This is a genomic window from Amphritea sp. (assembly GCF_016744155.1).
GTDB lineage: Bacteria > Pseudomonadota > Gammaproteobacteria > Pseudomonadales > Balneatricaceae > Amphritea.
Map to the genome: position 1 here is coordinate 23,869 of NZ_JADGEW010000018.1, position 22,865 is coordinate 46,733.

The window sequence follows — 22,865 nt, forward strand, 5'->3', positions numbered from 1 at the left end:
AATTAGAGGTGCAAGTAATAACGGCGTTGATTTTATAGGATGTGGGGATTATGCCCAGCGTGTAATTCAGGCAAGGACACGGCCTCTGTAGTTCACTATTATTTTTAACACTGCTCTATGCTCCAGCTATCCTTTTGATGAATATAGGCAATACTTATATGCCCTGTTTCAGATTCTGGGAATTAGAAGTGAAAAGTTTTTAAAATTAGCCGATATGTGGCTTTCGTCGTTTGATCATGGAGAGGATGTTATGCCAAGAAGATTAACCCAAACAAAGCCCCACACACATCAAACTCTTAAAAATATGAGTTATGAAAGTATGGTAATTAGCTGGCTTATGTACGATGGCTGGCAGGTATTCACCCCTATCTTGGATAATGGCCATCAAACCGACATCCTTATTTCTGATGGTCCTAATTACTATAGAATCCAAATAAAAACAGTTGAAGCCTCAGGCGAAGATCATATTGTCGATAATAAGTGGGAAGATAGTAATGTAAATTATGTGATTTATTTTGCTAGAAACTCCACATGGGGCTTTATTGCTCCAGCATTCACAGAAAAAAAACGAGCTTTAAATCACGATGAGCATCTTCGCTTTGAGGCGAATAGCCGGACCCAGTTCTTAAAAGTTCTTCATACAATAGATTGAGTGGTCATAAAAAAGCCGTAGGTAATAACTCTACGGCTTTTATCTTTTGCTCTTTCTAGCAGGAAAACGCAGTTTTCCGTTCTAGCCACTCGCAAGGCGCGAAGCGCCGTCTAGCTAGCCACTTTGTTTCTCTCGCATTACACAATAAAGCCGGAAGCCGTAAACGGTGTAGAGGCAGTTCAAAAAGCCGAATACGATATCTAGCAGGCTGCGGAGTAATACCGAATCTATGCCCATGACCTGCAATAGCGCTTCAAGTAGCAGATTACCACCCAGCAGTATGACAAAGAGTACCGCCAGACCGTTGACCAGTGGCCAGAAGAATTCAGAGGTGTCGTCCCAGCTATTTTTCAGTGCCTCTGTTGGGCCTGCTTTTTCGATCACACTGTGATATTCGGAAAAGGCTAAACGAACCAATACATAGATGCCGGGGATAAAAAACAGAAACAGGCCGATTACAATGCCAAACGCGCCGAGCATTTTGGTAATCAGTAGTGGCCACCAACGGGTGAGGCCAATTTTCAGGGCCTCAGTGGTGCTGATGGGTTGTTCGTTGACCACCGATTCAAGATAGGCGATGGTTGCACCGACATAGATTGGCAGAAAGATCAGGCTGGTCAGATAGAACATCATCAATGAGTTGTTCATCTGCGGATTTTCCGGATCAACCGACTGGATCGCACTCATGCTGATGAGGGTTATCAGGATGATGAAAGGCAGTTGAATCCGCATAATCGGAACTAGATTGGCGCGGAAAAAGAACCATGTTTGTTTCAAGTATAAAGGGACCATAAAGGCTCCGTATCAAATAATGTTAATGCGGCTGGGCTAGCAGTACTAATTTAAAACTACCGTTGGCGGCGATAGTTTCAATGCTACCGAATAGGTTCAGGGCTTTGCGTTCCAGAGGAATGTGCAGGTTAACCACAAAGCAGGCGATTCCATTGGCTTGTAATCTACGCCGGGCTGCATTCAGGAATCTATCAGTCATATCTCCATCGACACTGAAACCTTGGTGAAACGGGGGGTTGCAGACAATCAGTGGGAACTGTTTATGGATCCCTTCTGCGCAGTCCGCCGCGATGACGTCTGCTTCTACTCCCTGTTGCTCTAGATTTTCCTTGCACAGTCGCAATGCCGCTGCGTTGTTATCAGTCGCAGTGATTTTAGCGCCGAGGGTCGAACAGTTCAGTGATAGATAACCGTAACCGCAACCAAGATCCAGTATTGATTCAGGGGGCGTGGGTAAGCGATCAAGGAAGCGTTTTAATTCTTCAATAAGGTAAGCGCTGCCCTTATCAATTTTGTTCCAGCCATAGATGCCGGGCTTACTAATGTAGCTGAAGTTGCCATCGGTTTCGATCTCGCGCAGTTCGGTGTAGCTCTGATCTTCGAGTAGATCGGTATCCGCTTGCCCTGGAGAACTGAGAATACCCATCCAGGTATTCTTATCGGCTTTTACCATCTCAATGTTTCCGGCAAACAGTTTCTTCGCCTTATCCAGATAGGTTTTTATACCCTCGTTCTTCAGGCCTGATATACAGAGGTGGCCACCGGGTTTGAGAATACGGATAGCCTGATTGATAACGTGATGAACCACCGGTTTCTCTTTCGATATCCGGTAGAGCATCTTATCGACACTGTGCTCGCTATAGCCACTAAAATCAAAATCAGAGAAGGTCGCTTGCCAGTCGGCGTCATTGAGCTGTTGGCACAGATCAAAACGGTTAGTGATCACGGTAACCTCGGGATTCGCCAGGCTTATCTGATTAAGCAGATTTTCATCAGCAATCCAGAGAGCGGTTCCTGAGGCGTTTTCCAGCTCAGGTTTCAATAGTGTAAATGCAGCATCATTCATTTGACTGAAGCGACCTCCTGCTCGGTTAGAAAACGAAACTCGCCAGGTGCCAGTGCTTCATCAAGGGCTATTTCACCCACCTGATCTCTGTGCAGTCCGATAACTTTATTACCCAGTGCAGCAAACATCCGTTTAACCTGATGATAGCGGCCTTCTTGCAGGGTTACCCGGGCACTGGTTTCTGACAAAATTTCCAATACAGCAGGCAGTGTTGGCTTATCTTCGTTGTGCAGTTCGATGCCATTGGCAAACTGCTCAGGGTAATTCTCTGTGATAGGCTCTGCGGTGGTAACCAGATAGACTTTGTCACAACGATGTTTCGGTGAAGTAACCCGATGTGACCACTGACCATCATTGGTGATCAGTACCAGTCCTGTGGTGTCGATATCCAACCGGCCAGCTGGGTGCAGGTCCCGAATGGTTTCAAGTTCAAGTAGATCGATAACTGTCGGGTGCTCGCTGTCTTCCGTGGCGCAGACAGTGCCTTGTGGCTTATTCAGCATCAGATATTTAGGGCCGGGAGCTAGAATTTCACGCCCTTCTAGTAGCACCTGGTCATCGGCAAGTACTTTGTGGCCATGATCTTGAATGAACTGCCCGTTTACCTCGACATTTCTGCTTTTAATCTGTCGTTTAACAATACTGCGTGGTAAGCCGGTGGCCTGACTCAGATATTTATCCAGTCGCATTGAAATTCATCTGCCTGTTATGAAAAAGAGCTAGTATACCGGTACCGGCTGGAATGCAATAGAGTCGGTAATCAGCTAATATAGCGCCGATTAGATATCCACTCCCTGTAATTAACTGTGTGACCGCCTGTGAAGCTTTTTGTAGATAACCTGACTAATGTTGATTTCTCTTACTTGCATCCCCATCGTGGCCTGCTGGGTGAGTCCTGGCTGGTTCAGCTGGTGCTGGATGGTAGCTTGAATGATCAAGGGATGATCTGTGATTTCGGAATTGTAAAAAAAGCCGTGAAGCAGTGGTTTGATGACTGTATTGATCATGCGCTGGTGGTACCAACAGGCATGGCTAATCTGCAGACGAGTCATAAGAGTGGTGAGACCACTGTTAACTGGCAATACCCGGAGGGTGGTGAGTTTTTCTGTCGTTCACCTGAGCAGGCGATTGTGCTGGTGGATCTGGAGCAGGTTACCGAAACTAGTTTGGCGGCATGGTGTAAAGACCGTTTGTTGGAGCTGTTTCCCGATGAAGTGAAAGGGTTAGAGATTAGCTTCGTGCCTGAGGCCATTAGTGGTGCTTTTTATCACTATAGCCACGGCTTGCATCAGCATGACGGTAACTGTCAGCGGATCGCTCATGGTCACCGTTCACGGGTTGAGATCTTTCTCGACGGAGCGCGTGATACCGGGGTAGAGCAGCAGTGGGCAGAAACCTTCCATGATATCTATATTGGCACTCGCAACCACTTGCTAGCCGAGCCATCCGCAGAGCATCATTATCAGTATGATGCGCCACAGGGGCAATTTGAAATCAGACTGCCGGCAGAACATTGCTATCTAATTGAAACTGAAACCACGGTAGAGCAGATAGCTTGTCATCTGGCGGCGCAGGTTAAAGCGGAATATCCCGATCGTGAAGTGACGGTGAGGGCTTTTGAAGGGGTGGGTAAAGGCGCCATTGCTACCGCCTGAGTTCACTGCTTTTTAAAACATAAAAAAACCGCGGTAAATACCGCGGTTTTTTTGTTTCAGGTATGTAGCTTAGCTGCGTTCGATTGCCAGCGCAGTACCCATACCGCCACCGATACACAGCGTTGCCAGACCTTTCTTAGCGTCGCGGCGAGCCATCTCGTGCAGTAGGGAAACGAAGATACGGCAGCCTGAAGCACCGATTGGGTGGCCCATAGCGATAGCGCCACCGTTAACGTTAACGATGTTAGTATCCCAGCCTAGATCTTTGTTTACAGACATCGCCTGAGCAGCAAATGCTTCGTTGGCTTCAACCAGATCCAGGTCATCAACAGCCCAGCCAGCTTTTTCCAGTGCTTTCTGAGTGGCACAGATCGGGCCAGTACCCATGATAGATGGTTCAACACCTGCAGATGCGTAAGCTTTGATAGTCGCTAGTACAGGCAGACCCAGTTCAGCCGCTTTTTCAGCAGAGCAGACGATCACAGCAGCCGCGCCATCATTGATGGTAGAAGAGTTACCTGCAGTAACAGTACCGTCTTTCTTGAATGCTGGGCGCAGTTTGCCCAGTGCTTCAGCGGTAGCGCCAAAACGAGGCTGCTCATCGGTATCGAATACGATATCGTCGCCGCGACGCTTAGGGATAACAACCGGGATAATCTCATCTTTGAACTTGCCAGCAGTAACAGCCGCTTCAGCTTTGTTTTGAGAAGCTGCTGCGAAAGCATCCTGCTCTTCACGGGTGAAGCCGTATTTAGCAGCGATGTTCTCGGTGGTGATGCCCATGTGATAGTCGTTGAATGCATCCCATAGACCATCTTTGATCATGGTGTCGACCATCTTCCAGTCGCCCATGCGAGCGCCGTTACGAGAATTTGGTAGAACGTGAGCGGACATGCTCATGTTTTCCTGACCACCAGCAATAATTATGTCAGCATCGCCGCAGCGGATTGCCTGAGTTGCCAGTTGGATCGCTTTCAGACCTGAACCGCAGACCTTGTTGATAGTCATAGCGGATACTTCAACTGGAAGACCAGCATTAATCGTTGCCTGGCGAGCTGGATTTTGACCACAGCCTGCAGTTAGTACCTGGCCAAGAATGACTTCGTCAACCTGATCGCCCTGAATCCCGGATTTTTCCAGCAGACCTTTGATAACCGTAGCGCCAAGATCGCTGGCCGCAACAGATGCCAGTGAACCATTAAAATTACCTACAGCCGTACGTCCGGCAGCTACAATAACAACATCACGCATGATATTTCCTCTTGCTTGTGAGAATTCCGCAGTAGTGTAGTCACGACCTGTGACGGATTGATGGCAGGCCTGTCAGTAGCCTACATAGCACACTCTGCAGCTGTTTTTTTAATAATATATTTTTTTGTGCAATGCAGTACAGCATAGTCAAAAGGCAACTGCAATGGGATATAGCACTGTCAGGTTACATTGTGTGAGAAAATTGCACCTGAGATGGGAATTTAGCAGCTGAGTTGCAGAAAACCAAGCCGACCAAGGGCGAATGCGCGGGTCTGTTCAGGGGCGGTGTTTGAAAGGCTGCGATACCCCATAGGGGTATCGCGACTTGAATCAGAGATCGACAACCATGTTATCGATCAGGCGGGCTTTACCAAGATAGGCTGCGGCCACCAAGACCAATTCAGAGTGTTGCGGTTGGGCTGGTTGAAGATCGAAGCGATTGCAGATGTTGTAGTAGTCGCGTTTGAATCCCGCTTCTTCTAAAGCGATCAGGGCTTCTTCCTGCAGGTTTAGATAATCCCGTCGACCCGCGCTGATTGCAGCGATAGTCATGCGTATCACCTGATTCAGGGCAGGGGCGGTTGCCAGCTCTTCCGGGGTTAGATAACCGTTGCGAGAGCTGAGTGCCAAGCCGTTTTGAGCCCGGGCGATAGGCGAGCCCTGAATTTCAACGGGTAGAAACAGGTCTTCTGCCATGCGCCGTATAACCATTAGCTGCTGAAAGTCTTTCTCGCCGAAAATTGCGACATCCGGCTGGACCATGCCAAATAGCTTACACACTACAGTGGCGACACCACGGAAGTGTCCCGGACGAGAGGCGCCACAGTGGATCTCAGAGATGCCCGGTACTTCAATCAGTGTCTGTATAACCTGACCGTTGGGGTAGACCTCTTTGCTGTTAGGCGCAAACAGGTAATCGCAGCCAGCGGCTGCCAGTTTTTCCTGGTCGGCACTTAGTGTGCGGGGGTAGGCATCCAGATCCTCGTTTTCACCAAACTGCAGAGGGTTAACAAAGATGCTGGCAACGGTGATGTCAGCATTGTTGTTAGACTGGTGGATCAGTTGAATGTGGCCGGTATGAAGGTTACCCATCGTTGGTACGAAACCAATTCTTTTGCCCGCACGCCGCTCTGCGCCGAGTACTTCACGTAGCTCGGCGATAGAAAAGATAGTTTGCATGGTTATTCGAATCCGTGTTCCGTTCCGGGGAAGGTGCCAGCTTTTACTTCATCAGCATAAGCTTTAAAGGCACCGGGGATATCATCGCTGTCAGCCATAAAGTTTTTAACAAACTTTGGACTGCGGCCCGGAGTAATTCCCAGCATATCGTGCATCACGAGTACCTGAGCATCCGTTTCAGCGCCAGCGCCAATTCCGATAACCGGAATATCGACCGCTTTGGTGATCTCTCCTGCCAGTATCGAGGGTACACATTCCAGAAGCAGCATTGCTGCACCAGCCTGTTCCAGTCGAACGGAATCTTCGATCATCTTTTTGGCGACGTTGTTATCACGCCCCTGTACTTTGTAACCACCTAGTACGTTTACAGCCTGCGGCGTAAGACCCAGATGGGCGCAAACCGGGACGCCCCGTTCTGCCAGCAGAGTGATGGTTTCGTCCAGCCAAGCGGCGCCTTCCAATTTGACGATATGTGCGCCTGCAGACATAAGTGTTGCAGCGCTGTCCATCGCCTGTTCTGGCGTACCGTAGCTCATGAATGGCAAGTCAGCCATGATCATTGAGCCCTGATTTCCCGCTTTCACTCCTGCAGTGTGGTAGGCCATCTCTTCGACGGTTACTGGCAGAGTGCTGTCATTGCCCTGTAGGACCATGCCCAGGGAATCGCCTACTAGCATCACCTCAACACCAGCGGTGCTGATAAGGTGGGAAAAACAGGCGTCGTAGGCAGTCAGTACTGCAAACTTTTTTCCGGCCTGTTTAAGGGCCGTTAGGGTATGAAGGGTAATGTTGCCCATAAGAGAACCTGTCTATTTATTACTCACACGGGTGGGGATTATACCTATGCCTTTTAGGTTTAACTATTATCTATTGTATATACTGGGTAAAAAGCATTTAAGTGTTTGTTAAATAGAATGAATTTAAGAATTAAATTTGCTCAAGAGTGCCAGTATTACAGCTTTTAAGGTATTCAGGGAGTGTCTTTCCGGCAGGAATACTCAAATTAGGAGCGATTTCAGCCAGAGGGAAGAGTACGAAATTGCGTTCTTGTAGATAGGGGTGGGGAACGGTCAGTCGATCATTATTGATCAGTTGGTCACCAAAGAGTAGCAGGTCCAGGTCTAGAGTTCGGGGTCCCCAATGCTGGATTCTGATCCGTTGATGTTGCTGCTCGATCGCCTGCATGGCGTCAAGTAGTTCCAGGGGTTGTAGGGAGGTTTCCAGACTGGCAACTGCATTGATGTAATCAGGCTGGCCAGGAGGGCCAACCGGATCGCTGCGATAGAGGCTGGAGTGGATCAGGTTACGACACTGGTCTAAGCGCTCCAGCTCCAGTAATGCTGTCGCGACCTGAGTCACCGGGTTTTCCAGATTGCTGCCCAGGCCGATAAAGCATTTGATCCAATGATCAGCCATTGTTTGATTCTTGCTTTTTAGGTGGGCCACGGCGTCTGCGGCGGCGCTTAGTTGGCTCGTCTCTGTTGGCTTCACGGGACATGTGGCTACGAATCTGAGGATTCTGTACCTGATAGTCGGTCCACCACTTGCCTAGCCCGTCCAGCTCTTCACCGCTGCTCTCCCGGAGAATCAGAAGATCGTATGCGGCGCGGAAACGGGGGTGTTCTATCAGTCGATCGGCGCGCTTGCCTTGTCGGCGAGGTAGGCGGAACTGTAATTCCCAGATCTCTCTGATCGGAGTAGAGAAGCGACGAGGAATGGCGGTTTGACGAATCTGGTTGCCAATTACATGGTTGGCAGCCTCATGCATCGCCGGAACGGTATGCATACCATCTTCTTCCATCAACTGCTTCATGCGGCGCTGCATCGGATACCAGAGCAAAGCTGCAAATAGGAATGCCGGAGTAACGCTTTTATCTTGCTGTATCCGGCGGTCAGTATTTTGTAGAGCATTCAATACTAGTTTTTCTACCGGATAGCCCTCAGGGTTTTTGAGGCTGTCTGCGGTCTGCGCGAGCAGTGGTGCCAAAAGATCATGTTTGCGTAGCTGGTGAAAGGATTCAACGCCATGGCCTGACTGGAAGATTTTTAGCGCTTCATCAAAGAGCCGGGCAGGGGCGATATCTTTTAATAGATAGCCCAGCTCTTTTAAGGGGGCTTCCGATGCCGGTTCAATAGTAAAGCCTAACTTTGCTGCAAACCGTGCTGCCCGGAGCATGCGTACAGGATCTTCACGGTAACGGGCGTCCGGGTCGCCTATCATCCGCAGAATGCCATGTTTCAGATCACTGAAGCCGTTCGTGAAGTCGTAGATGCAATGATCATTAGGGCAATAATAGAGAGCGTTAACAGTGAAGTCGCGACGTAGTGCGTCTTCTTCTATGGTGCCGTATACGTTGTCCCGGACGATCATGCCGCTGTCATTCTGGCGACCGTGTTCACCGTCGTTGTTCTTCGGTTGACTATCGTGGCTGGCGCGGAAGGTTGCTACTTCGATCAGATCACGGCCAAAGCGAACATGCAGCAGCTTGAAGCGACGACCAATCAGGCGTGAGCGACGGAACAGAGCATGGGCTTGTTCGGGGGTTGCGCTAGTGGCAACATCAAAATCTTTTGGATGCTTATTCATCAGCAGATCACGGATACAGCCGCCGACTAGATAGCCTTCGAAGCCTTCATCCTGTAGATGATATGCCGTTTTCATCGCTGCGTCGTTTAGGCGTCGACGGGGGATTTGGTGTGTCTCTTCGGGAATGAGCTGGCGTCCTTGTGCCTGCTGATTTTCAGCACTCTCAGAACTTTTGCTACTACTACCAAATAGCCGGCGGATAAACGAACCTATAGGTGACGAGTTATTGTCCATATCTCAGTAAGAATCTTGCGCAGATTAAGAGCGCGAATAATAGCATGAAATTTTACGGAATAACGAAGTAAACGCCGTAAAAGCAGTGATCAATGAGGTAAATGAGGGAATTAGATAACAGGTAAAAGGGAATGGATAAGCTGATCGCCTTAGACAACAACGCTAGCCTTAGCTTGTTGTTTTTATTTCTAAGAGCACTATCTCGGGACCGTCGTATTTAGGTGTCAATTACGGCGACCAGCTTAAAGCCTCATTATTATTTTTATTCGAGGCAGGTTGCTTATAAGCGAGTAATCTGGGTTTTATTTTTATTATGATTACATGCTTTAAGCATTGTTTTTCTTCTTACTTACAATAAAGCATAGCTTGTGCCAACTTTTGTAACTGTTTGATTTAAATTGATTATTTTTGTATTTATCTGATTTGTTACCTGGGCTTACAATTGAGGGTAACAAAAAGTGTTACCTTTCAACTCATGCTGCATCTGCGTAAAGGTGGATAAGTAACACTTTTGGTAGGGGCTTATCATCCTAAAGTCGTAACTTATTCGCTAGCCAGTGTTGAGTCTTGCTTCGGCTTTCTTGGGATGCCTAGCTTCTGGCGTCTTTCCCATAAGCACTTTCGGCTGACGCCCAGTTTTTTTGCCAGAGCTGTCTCGCTCATACTGTCCTGATTTTCCAGTACGAACCGCTGGAAGTAATCATCCAGTGATAGGTTTTGTTCAGGGCGGCGCTCAGTTCTGTCTCCGGTTGTTTCCGCAACGAGTGAGTTACCATTGGCAAAACTGCTTTCCAGTTCAGCCAATGAGCCAGGTTCAATATCAAGGCCTAGCAGGTCGGTGGTGATTATGTGGTCTTCGGACAGAATAACAGCACGCTCTATAGCGTTTTGTAGCTCTCTAACGTTACCAGGCCAGTTGTAGCGGGTCATAGTTTGGCAGGCATCGTTGCTGAATTTCAGTAATTTAGACCCGAGTTTATCGCAACTTTTCTGCAGGAACTGCTGGGCAATTGTGATGATATCATCGCCACGTTCGCGTAGCGGAGGCATCTGCAGCTCCATTACATAGAGTCGATAATAGAGATCTTCACGGAACTCACCGGTCTTGGCTAGCGCTTTAAGGTTGCGGTGGGTTGCGGCGATGAGACGGACATCTACATTGATCGATTTAACGGCGCCGACGCGACGTATTTCGCTCTCTTGCAGAAAGCGTAACAGGCGGGCCTGAGCCTCCAGTGGGAGTTCGCCTATCTCATCCAGAAACAGGGTGCCGCCGTGAGCTGCTTCGATTAGTCCGTTACGTGCACTGTCCGCACCGGTGAAAGCGCCTTTCTCATGACCAAAGAGCTCCGATTCAATCAGTGATTCCGGAATCGAAGCACAGTTAACCGATACCATGGGTGCATCGGCTCGCGAGCTTTGTTGGTGAATTGCCCGGGCCGCTAACTCTTTACCGGTGCCAGATTCTCCCTGAATCAAAACAGTGGCATCGGTGCGAGCGACTTTGTGGATGCGGCTAAACAGGTCTTGCATCGGCTTACAGGTGCCAACCATCTGATTCGCTGAGGCCGCCTTTGATTTGTCAGGACTTGCTTTTGTCTGTTTGCTTTTATCTTCAGCGCCACGAAGCTTGATAATATTGGCGATGGTTTCCAGCACTTCGTCATGATCAAAGGGCTTGGCTATGTAGTCTACCGCGCCCATTTTCATAGCGTCGACAGCAGAGCGCATGCTGGCATAGCTGGTCATTATGACAACAGGAACAGCTTTTGCCAGGTTGATCAGGTCCGTGCCTGGTGCACCAGGCAAGCGTAGGTCGCTGATGATCAGGTTGTAATCATTGAGGTTGAATTGGCTGGTTGCTTCGTCGACAGACCCAGCGTCGTCAACGGAATAGCTATTACGCTCCAGCAAACGCCGGAGGGCAGTACGTATAATAGATTCATCTTCTACGATCAGAATGCGGCTCATTCGGTATACCTTTGCTTTCTTAGCCTTCGCCCACAGGTTTTAGTTTTTAAAAACTTATCCTGCAAGCTTATTCTTGTAAGCTTTTGGGGAGGGTGATAACCACTTGAGTGCCATTATTCTGATTTTTATTGGCGGGACTCACTATGCTTATACTACCATAATGCTCTTCAATGATGTTATATACCAAAGGCAGTCCTAATCCGGTACCTTTCCCGGGGTCTTTAGTGGTGAAAAAAGGTTCAAACAGTTTATCCTGATGTTCTTTTACAATACCGCTACCCTCATCGGTGACGGTCACCTCTATCGAACTATTCCTCTCGTGCGCATCCAGCCAGACTGAACTGCTATCCGGTGACGCGTCACAAGCATTATTGATCAGGTTTACAAATACCTGCAGGAGTCGTTGCGGGTCGCCGCCAACGTTCACTGTGTTATCCATATTGTTTATTAACTGTATCTGTCGGCCTCTGCTATCCATGGAAACCAGATGGATCGCCTCATCTGTTAGCTCTTTCAGGCTGACATTTTCCTCAAACCGTTGGCCATCACTTTGTCCGGTATGGGCAAAGCGGATCAGTGATTGCACGATTCGGGTAATTCGGGCGGTCTGAGCCACGATCTGTTCGCCGCTTTCGAGAATAATTGGGTCTTCCGTTTCGTACTTTAGGTTCTGAGCTAGACAAGCGATACCGGTGACAGGGTTGCCTATTTCGTGGGCAACACCCGCCGCAAAACGGCCGATGGATGCTAGCCGTTCATTGTGAGAAAGCCGGTTTACCAAAATCTGGTTCTCGGTTTCGTTCTCAAGCAGTATCACCATCGCGTCTGTATCATCAGCCAGGCTGGCTTTATGCAAGCTAAGCCAGCAATTTTCGCCATTAATCAGCATGTGGTGAGAGAGCAGGTGGTTCTGATTCAGGGCGGAAAAATTGAACAGAAGCTCTCCCCAGGGATCGGCAATGTTAACCAGTTTCTTGGTTAGTACTGATGAGGTACTTAATCCAGTGAAATGCTCCATTTCTGCGTTCCAGAAGATAATCTGCCCTTTTTCGTCTAGTGAGCAGGCGCCGATGGGGAGTCGTTGCAGAGTCATGCGGTGGTGGCGGCGCAAATTATCCAGTTCAGCTGCTAATCCGCTGAGCTGAGTCTGATAGTTTTCCAGTTGACCTTCCAGCAGGTGGATATCCTGAGTGCGGTATTGGTCGAGCGTATTTTTTTCTGTTTTCTGGTAAAGCAGGCTGCTGGCGCCAACCGGCCCGAACAGGGCGCTGAGACGACTTTCGATCAGTGTGTTGAGGCGCATTAGATCGATTGCGTCCAGCTCCTTGTTAGTGAGCTTAAGCTCTTTTAGGGCGTTATCTATTTCCCGTTGAGCGGTCTCTTTGCCTAATTGATTGCTGAGCAGTTCAACTAATTCATCGCTATTGCTGATATCTAACTGAGGGCTAATCGGACGCTGAATACTGTTATGCAAGCAGGCACTGGCGCTGGCTGTTTCTTCCTTGGAACTCTTGGTGATGAGTGAGGCTAACAGGAAAATAGTGATGTTTGCGGCCAACGCGTAGATCGCAATCTGGTGCCAGTCCTGTTGAATCAGCAGTGCTGTGTCTGTACCGGTGAGTAAGCCCAGTAACATGGTAATAATCCAGGTGCCCATGCCAGCAATTAGTCCCAGGCAGAAGCCTGTGCGGTTGGCTCCGGGCCAGAAGAGAGTTGCCAGTATACCGGGTAGGAATTGCATAAAGGCGATGAATGCCAGTGTGCCCAGCCATTGCAGATTAAAATTCAGGCCAATTTTGCTATAGAACAGATAGCTGAATAGCATCATCACGATGATCAGTGATCGCCTTAGCCATAGTAGTCGCGAATATAATTCATGGGTCGCAATTGGTGGGATCAAGGGTAAAACGATATGGTTCTGCAGCATTGAAGTGATTGAAATAGTCGCAACGATAATGATACCGCTAGCCGCGGCCAGGCCTCCGATAAAGGCCAGAATCGTCAGAAAATTAGAGTCCAGCGCTATGCCCATATTGAGAATAAGAAAGGCGGGATGATCGCCAACGCCGAGTTTTATGCCTGCCCAGAGGATGGGGGGGACGGCCAGCGCCAACAGTAGCAAGTAGAGTGGGATACCCCAGCTGGCTTTATGCAAACTGTTGGATGAGGTGTTTTCAGTAAACATCATGTGAAAAGTATGGGGCATCACGATAATTGCAGAGAAAAATCCCAGTAACATGGTTCGCCACATGTCGCTGTCCAGCGGGGTGTTGAAGACTTCGACCTCCTCTGGGTGTTGCTGCAGCCAAAGGTCGAGCCCGCCGGGTCCGCCCATAACACCGTATAACGCATAGAGAGCTATTGTGCCAATAGCGATCAGTTTGATCAGTGATCCGGTCGCCATCGCAACAATTAAGCCGGTGCGGTTATAGCGCAGTGAGGGGTTGCGGGCGCCGAACAGGATCGAAAAGAGAGCGATCAGCGTACAAAAGCCGATGGCGACCTGATCGGAAGAGAAGTCCTGGTTAAGAATATGTAGTGAATCAGTTACAGCGTGAATCTGTATGGAGATCAGGGGCAGTATTGCCAGTAATGAGAAGATTGCTGTCAGGGTTCCTGCGGTCGCGGAGCGAAAACGGAACGCAAACAGATCTGCAAGGGAGCTGAGCTGATAGGTTCGGGTTATTCTGAGAATCGGTACTAATATCACAGGCGCCAGGAAAAAAGCCGCTGATCCGCCCAAATAGGAAGCTAGAAAACTATAACCAGACGCTTTGGCCAGTTCAAAAGTGCCATAAAAAGTCCAGACACTGGTGAACACTCCCAGTGACAGAATATAGGTGATCGGGTGGTAGATAACGCGGGCGGGAATCCAGCCCCGTTCAGTAATGTATGCGGTTCCAAACAGAAAAGTCAGGTAAGTAATCGCGATGAACAGTAGTTCGGTCAGATTAAAACTCATCTTGACGCCGTCTCCGTTCTAGAATTGCTACCATCAGGATGAGTGCAGCCCAGATAATGAAAGGCCGATACCAGGGGGTTGCTGCGTCGGGCCACCATTGATCCAGAATCGGGGATAGCAGGTACCCACCGATTACCAGAACGATTAAAAGGCGGTAGAAATGCATTAGCTTTCCTCCAGTGAAATACTCAGACAGGAAGGAACAGCGTTTAGATCCCAGTGCTCTACGGCCCAGCTGAGGCACTCGTCGATAGTACTGTCTGCCAATTCTGCTATAGGTTGCTGCCCGAGGAAATTTAATGCCTTTATCACAAGCTGTACTCTTTCATTCTGATTCAGAGCAGGGGCAAAGGTTTGTTTACTGAGTTTTTGCCTCTGCGCATTTGTTGCCACCGGAATATGTGCGTAGACAGGCTGATGATAGCCCAACTGACGCTGCAGATGAATCTGTTTGGGCGTTGAATCTAACAGATCTGATCCGCGTACAACATGAGTGATCTGTTGTTCGGCATCATCAATCGTTACGGCTAATTGATAGGCAAAGAATCCATCTCGGCGAAAGATGACAAAGTCTTCCTTCTGAAAAGAGAAGTCCTGGTGTCCGAGAATTCGGTCATCAAAGCCGTAGTTTGTGTCGCAACGGCTACGTATGGCACAGAGTTGATCGGCTTCAGGCCTGTGGTCACGGCAAAAGCCATCATAGAGAGAGTTGCCACTACGAAGCTGAACCTGTTGTCGGGAGCATTTGCAGGGGTAGGCCAGACCGTTATTCGTCAGATCTGTGAGGATGTCGTTATAGAGGCTGAGGCGGTGGCTTTGTCGAACAATCTTGTGATCCCAGTGAAGGCCAAGTTGCTCAAGGGTGCGAAGAATACTGTCAGTAGCACCTTTGATTTCCCGGGGTGGATCCAGATCTTCGATGCGAACCAGCCAATATCCCTGATGGGAACGGGCGTCAAGATAGCTGGCAAGAGCCGCCAGAAGGGAGCCGAAATGAAGCGGCCCTGTGGGTGAGGGGGCGAAACGTCCTGTATAGACCATTGTAACAGCGGCTGACCAGGGGTCAGCCGCAGACAGATCAGATACCGAGCTGTTTCTCTTTGATCTCAGCCAGCGTCTTGCAATCGATACATAAGGTTGCAGTCGGACGGGCTTCCAGGCGACGAACGCCAATTTCTACACCGCAAGCGTTACAGTAGCCGTAATCGTCCTCATCAATGCTTTCCATCGCTTTGGAAATCTTATTGATAAGTTTGCGCTCACGGTCACGGGTACGAAGCTCCAGGCTGAACTCTTCTTCCTGGCTTGCACGATCACTAGGATCTGCAAAGTTGGTCGCTTCTTCCTGCAGATGGTTTACGGTACGATCGACCTCTTCCATCAGCTCCTGTTTCCAGGCATTCAGTATATTGCGGAAATGATCTTTCTGAGGTTCGTCCATGTACTCATCGCCTTCCTTGATAGGGTAAGGTTCAAAGTGTGTGAACTGTGTTTCTTGATGCGGCATAGTTCTGCCTCGCTTCTCTTTCTACAAAGTCGGGCAACCGTGCCCGAACGCTTCTACCAACGGCCTTGATGCTGGCAATATTAAACCAACAATCAGAAGGGAGCTGAAGGTACCAGAACCGTTCAGGTTTCACCAGCCCCCAGATCAAAAAACTAGTTCAAAAGATAAGCTCACCTTTTCCTTAAGTTAATCAATCTTTTGTATGGTCATCAGAAATGACAGTAGCATAACGTCTAAATATAGCAGTGATTATCCGGTTTCTAGTAAGAATTCAGTCAGTATTAGCTGATTACTGTCAATGGAGAGGCTCTTTGCTGGGGTTGGTACTAATGTATAATCTGCGCATCTGTTATCTACCCTTTATGTTAACCACCAAGGAAACCTCCTTTAATGAGTAACTGGTCGGACCGGGTCGCTGAGATCGACTCCTTTAAAGTTATGGATCTGTTAAAGCGGGCAAAAGAGCTGGATGCGCTTGGACATGATGTTGTGCATATGTGCGCCGGCGAACCTGATTTTGCTACGCCTGAACCGGTTTCTGAAGCTGGTATTGCCGCCATTCGGGCCGGGCATACCCAATACACTCCAGCGGCAGGAATTCCACCGCTGCGTGAGGCGATTGCAGGTTTCTATAAAGAGCGTTATGGGCTGGATATTCCCGCTGAACGGGTGATTGTTACTGCGGGTGCTTCAGGGGCTCTATTGATGGTGTTTGCTACTCTGGCTAATCCGGGGCAGCGTTTTATGATGGCGGATCCTGGTTACCCTTGTAATCCCCGTTTCTTGCGTTTATTGGAGGCTAGAGGTCAGCTTATACCGGTAGATGCCGGCGATAACTATCAACTGACGCCTGAACTGATTGAGCAGAATTGGGATGCGCAGACTGCTGGGGTACTACTTGCGTCACCTGCGAATCCAACGGGTAGCGTGGTTCATCGAGAGCAGTTAGAGCTTATCTCCCAGACAGTCCGGGCAAAAGGCGGACATCTGGTTGTCGATGAACTTTATCATGGTCTGACCTATGGTTTTGATGCTACTTCAGTGTTGGAAGTGGATCAGGATGCTTTTGTGTTGAATAGTTTTTCTAAGTACTTCGGTATGACTGGTTGGCGATTGGGTTGGGCAATCGTGCCTGAATCAGCGGTCGGCGAGATTGAACGCCTGGCGCAGAATCTGTTTATATCACCACCAACAATCTCTCAGTACGCCGCGTTAGAAGCGTTTAATCCGGAAACAACAGCTATTCTTGAGCAGCGTCGAGAGGCGTTCAGGGAGCGTCGCGATCTTTTAGTTAATGGATTGCGGGAACTGGGTTTTGATATCCCTTTGATGCCGGAAGGTGCATTTTATGTTTATGCTGACGCATCCCACCTGACTGATAACACCTTTGATTTTTGCTGGGAGTTGCTAGAGCAGGATAAGGTGGCGGTGACCCCCGGTATCGATTTTGGTGATCATCGGGCCAATCAGTTTATCCGCTTCTCCTATACCACCGGTATCGGTCAGATCGAGAAAGCGCTGTCACGTCTGCGTCACAGGTTGAATCGATGAAGCTGGAGAATATGCAGCAGGGGCGACTGATTAAGCGCTATAAGCGATTTCTGGCGGACATTGAGTTGGATGATGGAAGTCAACTGACAGTTCACTGCCCAAATACGGGTTCGATGAAAAACTGTGCTGATCCGGGTAGCGAAGTCTGGATAAAGGACTCAGGAAATCTAAAGCGGAAATACCTGTTTGGTTGGGAGCTGGTTCGAGTTGAAGGTCAGTTTTGGGCCTGTATTAATACCGGTCGGGCGAATGCGCTGATCAAAGAGGCGATAGAAACCGGTGTGATTGAAGAGCTTCAGGGCTATGAATCGATTCGTCAGGAGGTGAAGTATGGTGATGAAAATAGCCGTATCGACCTGTTTCTGGAGGATGCTCAGCGGCCATCTTGTTATGTAGAAATCAAGAATGTCACATTGTTAGAGCAGCAAGGTCTTGGTGCTTTTCCCGATGCAGTCACAACTCGGGGAGCCAAGCATCTGCGAGAATTGATGCTGATGGTAGAGCAGGGGTATCGGTCGGTATTGATATTCTGTGTTCCCCATACCGGTATTGAACAGGTGCGTCCAGCAGACCATATTGATCCTAAATATGGCCAGCTGTTGCGGGAAGCGGTCTCGGCTGGGGTGGAGGTTTATGCGTACGGTGCAAAAATTACCCCAAAGGAGGTGACTATTAGTCACCCATTGCCGGTTCTTCTCTAAGTTTGGCTGGTTCTGGGGCTTCATTAGGTCTGAATGCAGAGGGCCCCATCAATGATCTCGAAGGCTATCGTTTGCAACTTAGCGCCAATGCAGGGGCCGGCAATACATTGCCCCTGATCGATAGTGAACAGTGCCCCGTGGGTTGAGCACTGGATAAAGTGCTTTTCAGCATCAAGAAAGACATCCGGCATCCACTCCAGCGGAATTCCTTGATGAGGACAGCGGTTCTCGTAAAGAAAAACCTCTCCCTGACGCTTTACGGCAAAAAGCTTACGCTGCTCAAGGTCAAATCCTTTGGCTCCGTGCTCTGGCAATTCGCTTAGCTGACATAACAGAGTGGTAGTGGTCATAGTGAATCCGCTTAATAGTTCCATGAGAAAATATCAGACAGTCTGGCTGATGCTGCTATTATAATCGCCATCTTTTGATACTACTTATACCTTACACATACTTTTACAGATAATAGTGATTTGAACTTGTGAACAGCCTGCTAGCGACTCTTTTGGAGCTGCGCATATTTATAATAGCCATCTTTCTGTCAGGGGCAGTGCATCTGACGCTGATCGGTGGTGGCTGGCTGGATGAAGAAGCATCGCCAAAATTAAGCGGGCAAAGCCTGGCGATCAGAGTAACGGCGAGTCGTTCTGATGTCGGTACAGTCATTGAACAAATGTCGGACAATGTGGAATCAGCCCCTACGATGCAAGAGCCCGAAAACTCAGAATCATCAGTAATAAAGCCTTTACAATCACAGCGCCCTCAGTCGAGTGCTGCTGCATCAGAGCCTTCCGAATACCAGCCTGTTGCTCCGATTCTTTCGAAAACGGTAGGGGCCTCGCAAGCGCTCAAACAAACTCAAAGCATTAATGAGACTAAGATTAACAAGGAGAGCGCAGAGGTTTCCCCTTCGCCGGAGTCAGAGGTTCGTTTGGGTCAAAGGGAGCTAACAGAAGTGCTGACAGAAGAACCTGCAGAGGAGCTTAGAGAAGAGCTTATCGTTACAGCGCAACAGGCAACTCCCGCGCCTGAGGCTATTCGGGCAGCCCCTTTGTATCAGTCGAATCCAGCTTTTAGTATTCCACCACAGCCGCCTAAATATCCCCGCTTAGCCCGTAAACGAGGCATTGAGGGGCAGGTGGTGTTGCGGGCAGATATTGGCCCGGCCGGTGATGTCCTTGATTTGCTTATAGAACAGAGTTCGGGCTCGAAATTGCTGGATCAGGCGGCTCACAAGGCCGTGCAGCAGTGGCAGTTTGTACCTGCTCAGACTAATGGCGTCGCGGTCGCTTCCTATGTTCGTATCCCGGTTGTTTTTGTTCTGGAACCGCACTGATGAATAAAACAAAAACATCGTTATTATTATGGCTTTCGCTGCCGGTGGTGATGATCTTATCGCTCATCACTGGCCCGGTGTCTCTTGATCTGATGTCGATTTTTGGTGATTCGGTTGCCAGTCAGGTGTTCTGGCAGCTACGGATGCCTCGTTTACTGCTAACGTTGTTAGCCGGAGCCGTGCTGGCAATGACCGGCGCGGCAGCGCAATCGCTCTTTAGAAACCCACTGGCAGACCCCGGCCTGATCGGTATCTCTGCAGGTGCGGCCCTGAGTGCGGGCATTGTTATGGTGTTGTTGGGTAGTTCAGTGGCTTTGTTGGGTGGCCTGTTATTACCACTAGCCGCTTTTGCAGGCGGGGTGGCAACGACTTTGCTGGTGGCCCGGCTGGCCGTCACGTTACAGGGTGTTTCAGTTACTAATATGTTGCTCTGTGGTATTGCGATCAATGCGATAGCGCTCGCCGGGCTTGGTGGATTGAAGTACTTTGCCGCAGATAATGAGTTGCGCCAGCTGAGTTTCTGGTTGTTAGGTAGTTTGAATCACAGTCGCTGGCAGGACTTGCTGGTGTTGCTGGTGGCTGCGCTGCCGGTTTTATGGCTATTGCCTCGCTACGGTCAAAAGTTGAATCTGTTACTGCTGGGAGAGCAGCAGGCGAGCCTGTTAGGGCTAGATGTGGTGCGTTGTAAACGGGTAATGATTCTGTTGATCGCGCTGGGTGTTGGTGCCGTAGTAGCGCTGACGGGCATTATCGGTTTTGTCGGACTGGTGGTGCCGCATCTGGTACGCCTGATGACCGGCCCAGATAATCGGCGACTGTTGCCATTATCCGGCTTATTGGGGGCGGTGTTGCTGACGGTAGCCGATATTCTTTCGCGTCTGCTAGTCTCGCCGGCTGAACTGCCGGTGGGGATAGTCACAGCGCTGGTGGGCGGTCCATTTTTTCTATTACTGCTGACCCGGCGTAAACAGGAGTCAGGCATATGCTAATTGCTAACCATCTGAGCCTGAGCCGAAACGGTAAGTCGTTACTGCAGGATATTAACCTTCAGCTAAATCCGGGGGAGGTGACCGTGCTGCTGGGCCCTAATGGGGCGGGTAAGTCCAGTTTATTAGGCTTGCTGTCTGGATTACACCCGCCAGATAGTGGCTCTGTATTCTTAGAAAAACAGTCTGTTTCAGGGCTAGACCCACATTTACGAGCGCTTTATCTGGCGATGTATACCCAACAGCAGCCGTTGAATTTCCCGTTTCGGGTTGATGAAGTCGTCGCCCTGGGGTGCTATCCGTTACAGCTGGATTCTATCGCTACGGCTGAACGGGTGAGTAACTATCTAGCGCAGTATGAGCTGGGTTCACTGGCTCAGCGTCAGTACACCTCGTTGTCTGGTGGCGAACAGCAGCGGGTTCAGGTTGCCCGGGTGATGGCGCAGGTGGGTGATCAGTGTCAGATATTACTGCTGGATGAGCCGGTCAGTGAGATGGACCTGAGATACCAACAGCTGTTGTTACAGCGTATCCGGGAAGTTGCGATTAATGGAGTAGCGGTTTGTTGTGTGCTGCACGATCTGAATCTGGCGGCGCAGCTGGCGGACCAAATTGTTTTGCTGCAGAACGGACAGATGTTGGCTTCAGGGCCGGTAGATGAGGTGATGATTGAAAAAACTCTCAGCGACCTGTATCAGGTATCGGTACGAAAAGTGGAAGCTGAGTCAGGCCCTTTTTTTATAAGTGAAGGTTATAAGTAAAGGGACTAAGTAGGGGGTTAAGTCTTGGTCTTAGTCGCTTAGGGGTAGGGTAATCAGCGGATCCTGTCTGATTAGCTCACAGAGATGTTCTATCGGTTCTGCTGCGTTGGTATCCACTTTGTAGCAGAAAGGTTGTTCTGCTTTGGTTAAAGGCTGTTTGCTGCCCTGTTGCTGTCGCATAATCTCAACATTCGCATCTGAAGGGTCTGTGCCTTCCTGCTGACGCCGTACAAGGCGGCGCTCCATTAACGTCTGATTACAGCTGCAGGAGATAATGCGAATGCCGATGCCGAGCTTTTCCGCCATCTGGATATAGCTGGTGCGGGTGCGTTCCCGGATAAAAGTGGCATCGACGATAACGGATTCGCCCACTTTGAGCAGCTTTAGCGTCAGGGCTTTGAGATGATTATAGGTATGCACATTCATCTCATGACCATAGAGCTCCAGGTTTTCCCCTTTCAGGCTGGATTCCCGATGGAGGCGTTTACGTTCAATGTCTGAGCGGATGCGGATGGCACCACTGCGTTCCAACAATTTCTGGCTGATATAGCTTTTGCCGCTGCCGGAGACACCATGCATTAGGAATAGTACCGGAGAGGGCTTGTTGGCGTAACTCAGGGCTAGCTTGATATAGCGGTGATACTCCAGTAAGTCCCGTTCGGCACCGATCATCGCTACTTTGGCTCGTACCATCGCCCGGTAGCCTTTATAAAAATTCAGTAGCTGGGTGCCGTCATAGTCTCCGGTCAGTTCCAGGTAACGATTCAGGGCGCGATGAGATAACAGTTGTTGCTGATTGGCTTCCAGGTCCATCAATAGGAATGCCAGGTCGCAGATGGTATCAATCCAGCGGAACTCAAGATTAAATTCGATACAGTCAAACAGCCTTACCTGATTCTCCAGCAGGGTCGTATTAGCCAGATGTAGATCGCCATGGCACTCACGAATTTTACCTTCCCGCTTACGCTGTTCAATTTTTGGTGTCAGGCTGCGAAACTGCTGGCTGATCTGGTATGCCAACTGCTGAAGCTCCATCCAGTCATCCAATGTGTCCAGATGCTCGCCTGTGTGGAGGAAGTTGTCACTCACTACTCCCCAAATAGTTTCAGGCTCTCCCCAGGGCCCATCGGTGCTGGCATGGGGCACCTGAAGGTGGAAATTAGCGATCTGTTGACTGAGTTCGTCAATATGTTCCGGTGTTAGGGCACTTTTCTGTAACAGGCGGTCTAACCGCAGGGAATCATCAAACTGCCGCATCTGTACGGCATATTCGAAGGGGTCTTCGGGGTTGTTTAAGTCGGTATTAGTATTGTCGCTCTCAGCTAGTTCAGATTTGGTTAATTCACCACCGGTTAAGGTGGGATTTGCCGCTGAGCCAGATATAGATACAACCTGCTGATAAATATCGGGTGCTAATCGCTGATTAAGACGTAGTTCTTCATTACAGTAGTGTTTGCGACTCTCCAGACTGGTAAAATCTAGAAATCCAAAGTTTACGGGCTTTTTGATTTTGTAAGCGATCTTGCCAGTCAGAATCACCCAGGAGATATGCGTCTCTATCACCCGGATATCAGTGACCGGATGAGGATAATTGTTTGGGTTTGACAGGGCTGTGATCAGTTCTTGAGTCATGAATTTTGTAAGTAGTTGCCTATTTCACAGAGGATTATACGTAGC

22 protein-coding genes are annotated in these 22,865 nt (G+C 49.2%); 7 read left to right on the forward strand and 15 right to left on the reverse strand.

Annotated features, from left to right (window positions below; genetic code table 11):
• Positions 1 to 250 precede the first annotated feature (250 nt).
• Entirely contained in the window at positions 251 to 652 is a 402-nt protein-coding gene (locus tag QZZ54_RS13260) for a hypothetical protein (RefSeq protein ID WP_290703171.1), read from the forward strand.
• Positions 653 to 766: 114 nt separating this feature from the next.
• On the opposite strand, the gene QZZ54_RS13265 is transcribed toward QZZ54_RS13260, so the two are convergent.
• The 3 genes from QZZ54_RS13265 to rsuA all read right to left on the reverse strand — a co-directional run bounded on the left by QZZ54_RS13265 (position 767) and on the right by rsuA (position 3,199).
• Positions 767 to 1,384 carry a YciC family protein gene (locus QZZ54_RS13265; protein WP_290703172.1) on the reverse strand — a complete coding sequence of 206 codons (618 nt, stop codon included), beginning with the start codon at positions 1,382 to 1,384 and terminating at the stop codon, positions 767 to 769.
• 82 nt (positions 1,385 to 1,466) lie between these two features.
• Entirely contained in the window at positions 1,467 to 2,510 is a 1,044-nt protein-coding gene (locus tag QZZ54_RS13270; protein WP_290703173.1) for a methyltransferase, read from the reverse strand.
• Positions 2,507 to 3,199, reverse strand: coding sequence for a 16S rRNA pseudouridine(516) synthase RsuA (rsuA, locus tag QZZ54_RS13275; protein ID WP_290703174.1), 693 nt, complete (start codon positions 3,197 to 3,199; stop codon positions 2,507 to 2,509). Before rsuA ends, QZZ54_RS13270 begins: the two co-directional genes overlap by 4 nt.
• 129 nt (positions 3,200 to 3,328) lie before the next feature.
• Between rsuA and QZZ54_RS13280 the strand changes: the two genes are divergently transcribed.
• Positions 3,329 to 4,165: a 6-carboxytetrahydropterin synthase gene (locus tag QZZ54_RS13280; RefSeq protein ID WP_290703175.1), complete on the forward strand. Its 837-nt coding sequence runs from the start codon at positions 3,329 to 3,331 to the stop codon at positions 4,163 to 4,165.
• Between the two features lie 69 nt (positions 4,166 to 4,234).
• Here QZZ54_RS13280 and QZZ54_RS13285 read toward each other — a convergent pair whose 3' ends face one another.
• The 10 genes from QZZ54_RS13285 to dksA all read right to left on the reverse strand — a co-directional run bounded on the left by QZZ54_RS13285 (position 4,235) and on the right by dksA (position 15,856).
• Positions 4,235 to 5,416 (reverse strand): acetyl-CoA C-acetyltransferase, encoded by a 1,182-nt coding sequence (locus QZZ54_RS13285; protein ID WP_290703176.1) that lies wholly within the window; start codon positions 5,414 to 5,416, stop codon positions 4,235 to 4,237.
• Positions 5,417 to 5,746: 330 nt separating this feature from the next.
• Positions 5,747 to 6,595: a pantoate--beta-alanine ligase gene (gene panC, locus QZZ54_RS13290; RefSeq protein WP_290703177.1), complete on the reverse strand. Its 849-nt coding sequence runs from the start codon at positions 6,593 to 6,595 to the stop codon at positions 5,747 to 5,749.
• 2 nt (positions 6,596 to 6,597) lie between these two features.
• The gene (gene panB / locus QZZ54_RS13295; RefSeq protein WP_290703178.1) at positions 6,598 to 7,392 is read right to left on the reverse strand and encodes a 3-methyl-2-oxobutanoate hydroxymethyltransferase; all 795 of its coding nucleotides are present in this window, start codon (positions 7,390 to 7,392) and stop codon (positions 6,598 to 6,600) included.
• Positions 7,393 to 7,522: 130 nt separating this feature from the next.
• Positions 7,523 to 8,011 carry a 2-amino-4-hydroxy-6-hydroxymethyldihydropteridine diphosphokinase gene (gene folK / locus QZZ54_RS13300; RefSeq protein ID WP_290703179.1) on the reverse strand — a complete coding sequence of 163 codons (489 nt, stop codon included), beginning with the start codon at positions 8,009 to 8,011 and terminating at the stop codon, positions 7,523 to 7,525.
• On the reverse strand, positions 8,004 to 9,416 hold the full coding sequence (gene pcnB, locus QZZ54_RS13305; RefSeq protein ID WP_290703180.1) for a polynucleotide adenylyltransferase PcnB: 1,413 nt from the start codon (positions 9,414 to 9,416) through the stop codon (positions 8,004 to 8,006). The genes folK and pcnB overlap by 8 nt, the downstream gene beginning before the upstream one ends.
• A 543-nt stretch (positions 9,417 to 9,959) precedes the next feature.
• Complete coding sequence (locus QZZ54_RS13310) at positions 9,960 to 11,387, reverse strand: sigma-54 dependent transcriptional regulator (protein WP_290703181.1); 1,428 nt, start codon at positions 11,385 to 11,387, stop codon at positions 9,960 to 9,962.
• Positions 11,388 to 11,454: 67 nt separating this feature from the next.
• Entirely contained in the window at positions 11,455 to 14,349 is a 2,895-nt protein-coding gene (locus QZZ54_RS13315; RefSeq protein WP_290703182.1) for an ATP-binding protein, read from the reverse strand.
• Positions 14,339 to 14,515, reverse strand: a complete 177-nt coding sequence (locus tag QZZ54_RS13320) for a hypothetical protein (protein WP_290703183.1) — start codon at positions 14,513 to 14,515, stop codon at positions 14,339 to 14,341. The genes QZZ54_RS13315 and QZZ54_RS13320 overlap by 11 nt, the downstream gene beginning before the upstream one ends.
• A complete protein-coding gene (gluQRS, locus tag QZZ54_RS13325; protein ID WP_290703184.1) occupies positions 14,515 to 15,390 on the reverse strand; it encodes a tRNA glutamyl-Q(34) synthetase GluQRS in 876 nt (291 codons plus the stop codon). The genes QZZ54_RS13320 and gluQRS overlap by 1 nt, the downstream gene beginning before the upstream one ends.
• 37 nt (positions 15,391 to 15,427) lie before the next feature.
• Positions 15,428 to 15,856 (reverse strand): RNA polymerase-binding protein DksA, encoded by a 429-nt coding sequence (gene dksA / locus QZZ54_RS13330; protein ID WP_290703185.1) that lies wholly within the window; start codon positions 15,854 to 15,856, stop codon positions 15,428 to 15,430.
• A 390-nt stretch (positions 15,857 to 16,246) separates the two neighbouring features.
• Between dksA and QZZ54_RS13335 the strand changes: the two genes are divergently transcribed.
• Together QZZ54_RS13335 and sfsA are read left to right on the forward strand one after the other, a co-directional pair.
• On the forward strand, positions 16,247 to 17,407 hold the full coding sequence (locus QZZ54_RS13335; RefSeq protein ID WP_290703186.1) for a pyridoxal phosphate-dependent aminotransferase: 1,161 nt from the start codon (positions 16,247 to 16,249) through the stop codon (positions 17,405 to 17,407).
• A complete protein-coding gene (sfsA, locus tag QZZ54_RS13340; RefSeq protein WP_290703187.1) occupies positions 17,404 to 18,108 on the forward strand; it encodes a DNA/RNA nuclease SfsA in 705 nt (234 codons plus the stop codon). Before QZZ54_RS13335 ends, sfsA begins: the two co-directional genes overlap by 4 nt.
• Before the next feature lie 23 nt (positions 18,109 to 18,131).
• Here the strand turns inward: sfsA and QZZ54_RS13345 are convergent, their stop codons facing one another.
• Entirely contained in the window at positions 18,132 to 18,458 is a 327-nt protein-coding gene (locus tag QZZ54_RS13345) for a Rieske (2Fe-2S) protein (protein WP_290703188.1), read from the reverse strand.
• A gap of 128 nt (positions 18,459 to 18,586) precedes the next feature.
• On the opposite strand from QZZ54_RS13345, the gene QZZ54_RS13350 reads away from it, so the two are divergent.
• From QZZ54_RS13350 to QZZ54_RS13360, 3 genes are read left to right on the forward strand one after another with little or no spacing between them, the layout of a single operon-like run.
• A complete protein-coding gene (locus QZZ54_RS13350) occupies positions 18,587 to 19,441 on the forward strand; it encodes an energy transducer TonB (protein WP_290703189.1) in 855 nt (284 codons plus the stop codon).
• A complete protein-coding gene (locus QZZ54_RS13355; protein WP_290703190.1) occupies positions 19,441 to 20,430 on the forward strand; it encodes an iron ABC transporter permease in 990 nt (329 codons plus the stop codon). Before QZZ54_RS13350 ends, QZZ54_RS13355 begins: the two co-directional genes overlap by 1 nt.
• Positions 20,424 to 21,188 carry a heme ABC transporter ATP-binding protein gene (locus QZZ54_RS13360; RefSeq protein ID WP_290703191.1) on the forward strand — a complete coding sequence of 255 codons (765 nt, stop codon included), beginning with the start codon at positions 20,424 to 20,426 and terminating at the stop codon, positions 21,186 to 21,188. The genes QZZ54_RS13355 and QZZ54_RS13360 overlap by 7 nt, the downstream gene beginning before the upstream one ends.
• A 30-nt stretch (positions 21,189 to 21,218) precedes the next feature.
• Here QZZ54_RS13360 and QZZ54_RS13365 read toward each other — a convergent pair whose 3' ends face one another.
• Positions 21,219 to 22,820 (reverse strand): AAA family ATPase, encoded by a 1,602-nt coding sequence (locus QZZ54_RS13365; RefSeq protein ID WP_290703192.1) that lies wholly within the window; start codon positions 22,818 to 22,820, stop codon positions 21,219 to 21,221.
• Positions 22,821 to 22,865 lie beyond the last annotated feature (45 nt).

What these genes read in the sequence shown, in the direction of transcription:
- panB (WP_290703178.1), bottom strand. Translation starts at nt 7,392, where the DNA reads ATGGGCAACATTACCCTTCATACCCTAACGGCCCTTAAACAGGCCGGA.
- QZZ54_RS13285 (WP_290703176.1), bottom strand. Translation starts at nt 5,416, where the DNA reads ATGCGTGATGTTGTTATTGTAGCTGCCGGACGTACGGCTGTAGGTAAT.
- pcnB (WP_290703180.1), bottom strand. Translation starts at nt 9,416, where the DNA reads ATGGACAATAACTCGTCACCTATAGGTTCGTTTATCCGCCGGCTATTT.
- QZZ54_RS13365 (WP_290703192.1), bottom strand. Translation starts at nt 22,820, where the DNA reads ATGACTCAAGAACTGATCACAGCCCTGTCAAACCCAAACAATTATCCT.
- QZZ54_RS13270 (WP_290703173.1), bottom strand. Translation starts at nt 2,510, where the DNA reads ATGAATGATGCTGCATTTACACTATTGAAACCTGAGCTGGAAAACGCC.
- QZZ54_RS13355 (WP_290703190.1), top strand. Translation starts at nt 19,441, where the DNA reads ATGAATAAAACAAAAACATCGTTATTATTATGGCTTTCGCTGCCGGTG.
- QZZ54_RS13260 (WP_290703171.1), top strand. Translation starts at nt 251, where the DNA reads ATGCCAAGAAGATTAACCCAAACAAAGCCCCACACACATCAAACTCTT.
- QZZ54_RS13360 (WP_290703191.1), top strand. Translation starts at nt 20,424, where the DNA reads ATGCTAATTGCTAACCATCTGAGCCTGAGCCGAAACGGTAAGTCGTTA.
- QZZ54_RS13310 (WP_290703181.1), bottom strand. Translation starts at nt 11,387, where the DNA reads ATGAGCCGCATTCTGATCGTAGAAGATGAATCTATTATACGTACTGCC.
- QZZ54_RS13315 (WP_290703182.1), bottom strand. Translation starts at nt 14,349, where the DNA reads ATGAGTTTTAATCTGACCGAACTACTGTTCATCGCGATTACTTACCTG.
- QZZ54_RS13345 (WP_290703188.1), bottom strand. Translation starts at nt 18,458, where the DNA reads ATGACCACTACCACTCTGTTATGTCAGCTAAGCGAATTGCCAGAGCAC.
- sfsA (WP_290703187.1), top strand. Translation starts at nt 17,404, where the DNA reads ATGAAGCTGGAGAATATGCAGCAGGGGCGACTGATTAAGCGCTATAAG.
- gluQRS (WP_290703184.1), bottom strand. Translation starts at nt 15,390, where the DNA reads ATGGTCTATACAGGACGTTTCGCCCCCTCACCCACAGGGCCGCTTCAT.
- QZZ54_RS13265 (WP_290703172.1), bottom strand. Translation starts at nt 1,384, where the DNA reads ATGCGGATTCAACTGCCTTTCATCATCCTGATAACCCTCATCAGCATG.
- dksA (WP_290703185.1), bottom strand. Translation starts at nt 15,856, where the DNA reads ATGCCGCATCAAGAAACACAGTTCACACACTTTGAACCTTACCCTATC.
- folK (WP_290703179.1), bottom strand. Translation starts at nt 8,011, where the DNA reads ATGGCTGATCATTGGATCAAATGCTTTATCGGCCTGGGCAGCAATCTG.
- QZZ54_RS13320 (WP_290703183.1), bottom strand. Translation starts at nt 14,515, where the DNA reads ATGCATTTCTACCGCCTTTTAATCGTTCTGGTAATCGGTGGGTACCTG.
- rsuA (WP_290703174.1), bottom strand. Translation starts at nt 3,199, where the DNA reads ATGCGACTGGATAAATATCTGAGTCAGGCCACCGGCTTACCACGCAGT.
- panC (WP_290703177.1), bottom strand. Translation starts at nt 6,595, where the DNA reads ATGCAAACTATCTTTTCTATCGCCGAGCTACGTGAAGTACTCGGCGCA.
- QZZ54_RS13335 (WP_290703186.1), top strand. Translation starts at nt 16,247, where the DNA reads ATGAGTAACTGGTCGGACCGGGTCGCTGAGATCGACTCCTTTAAAGTT.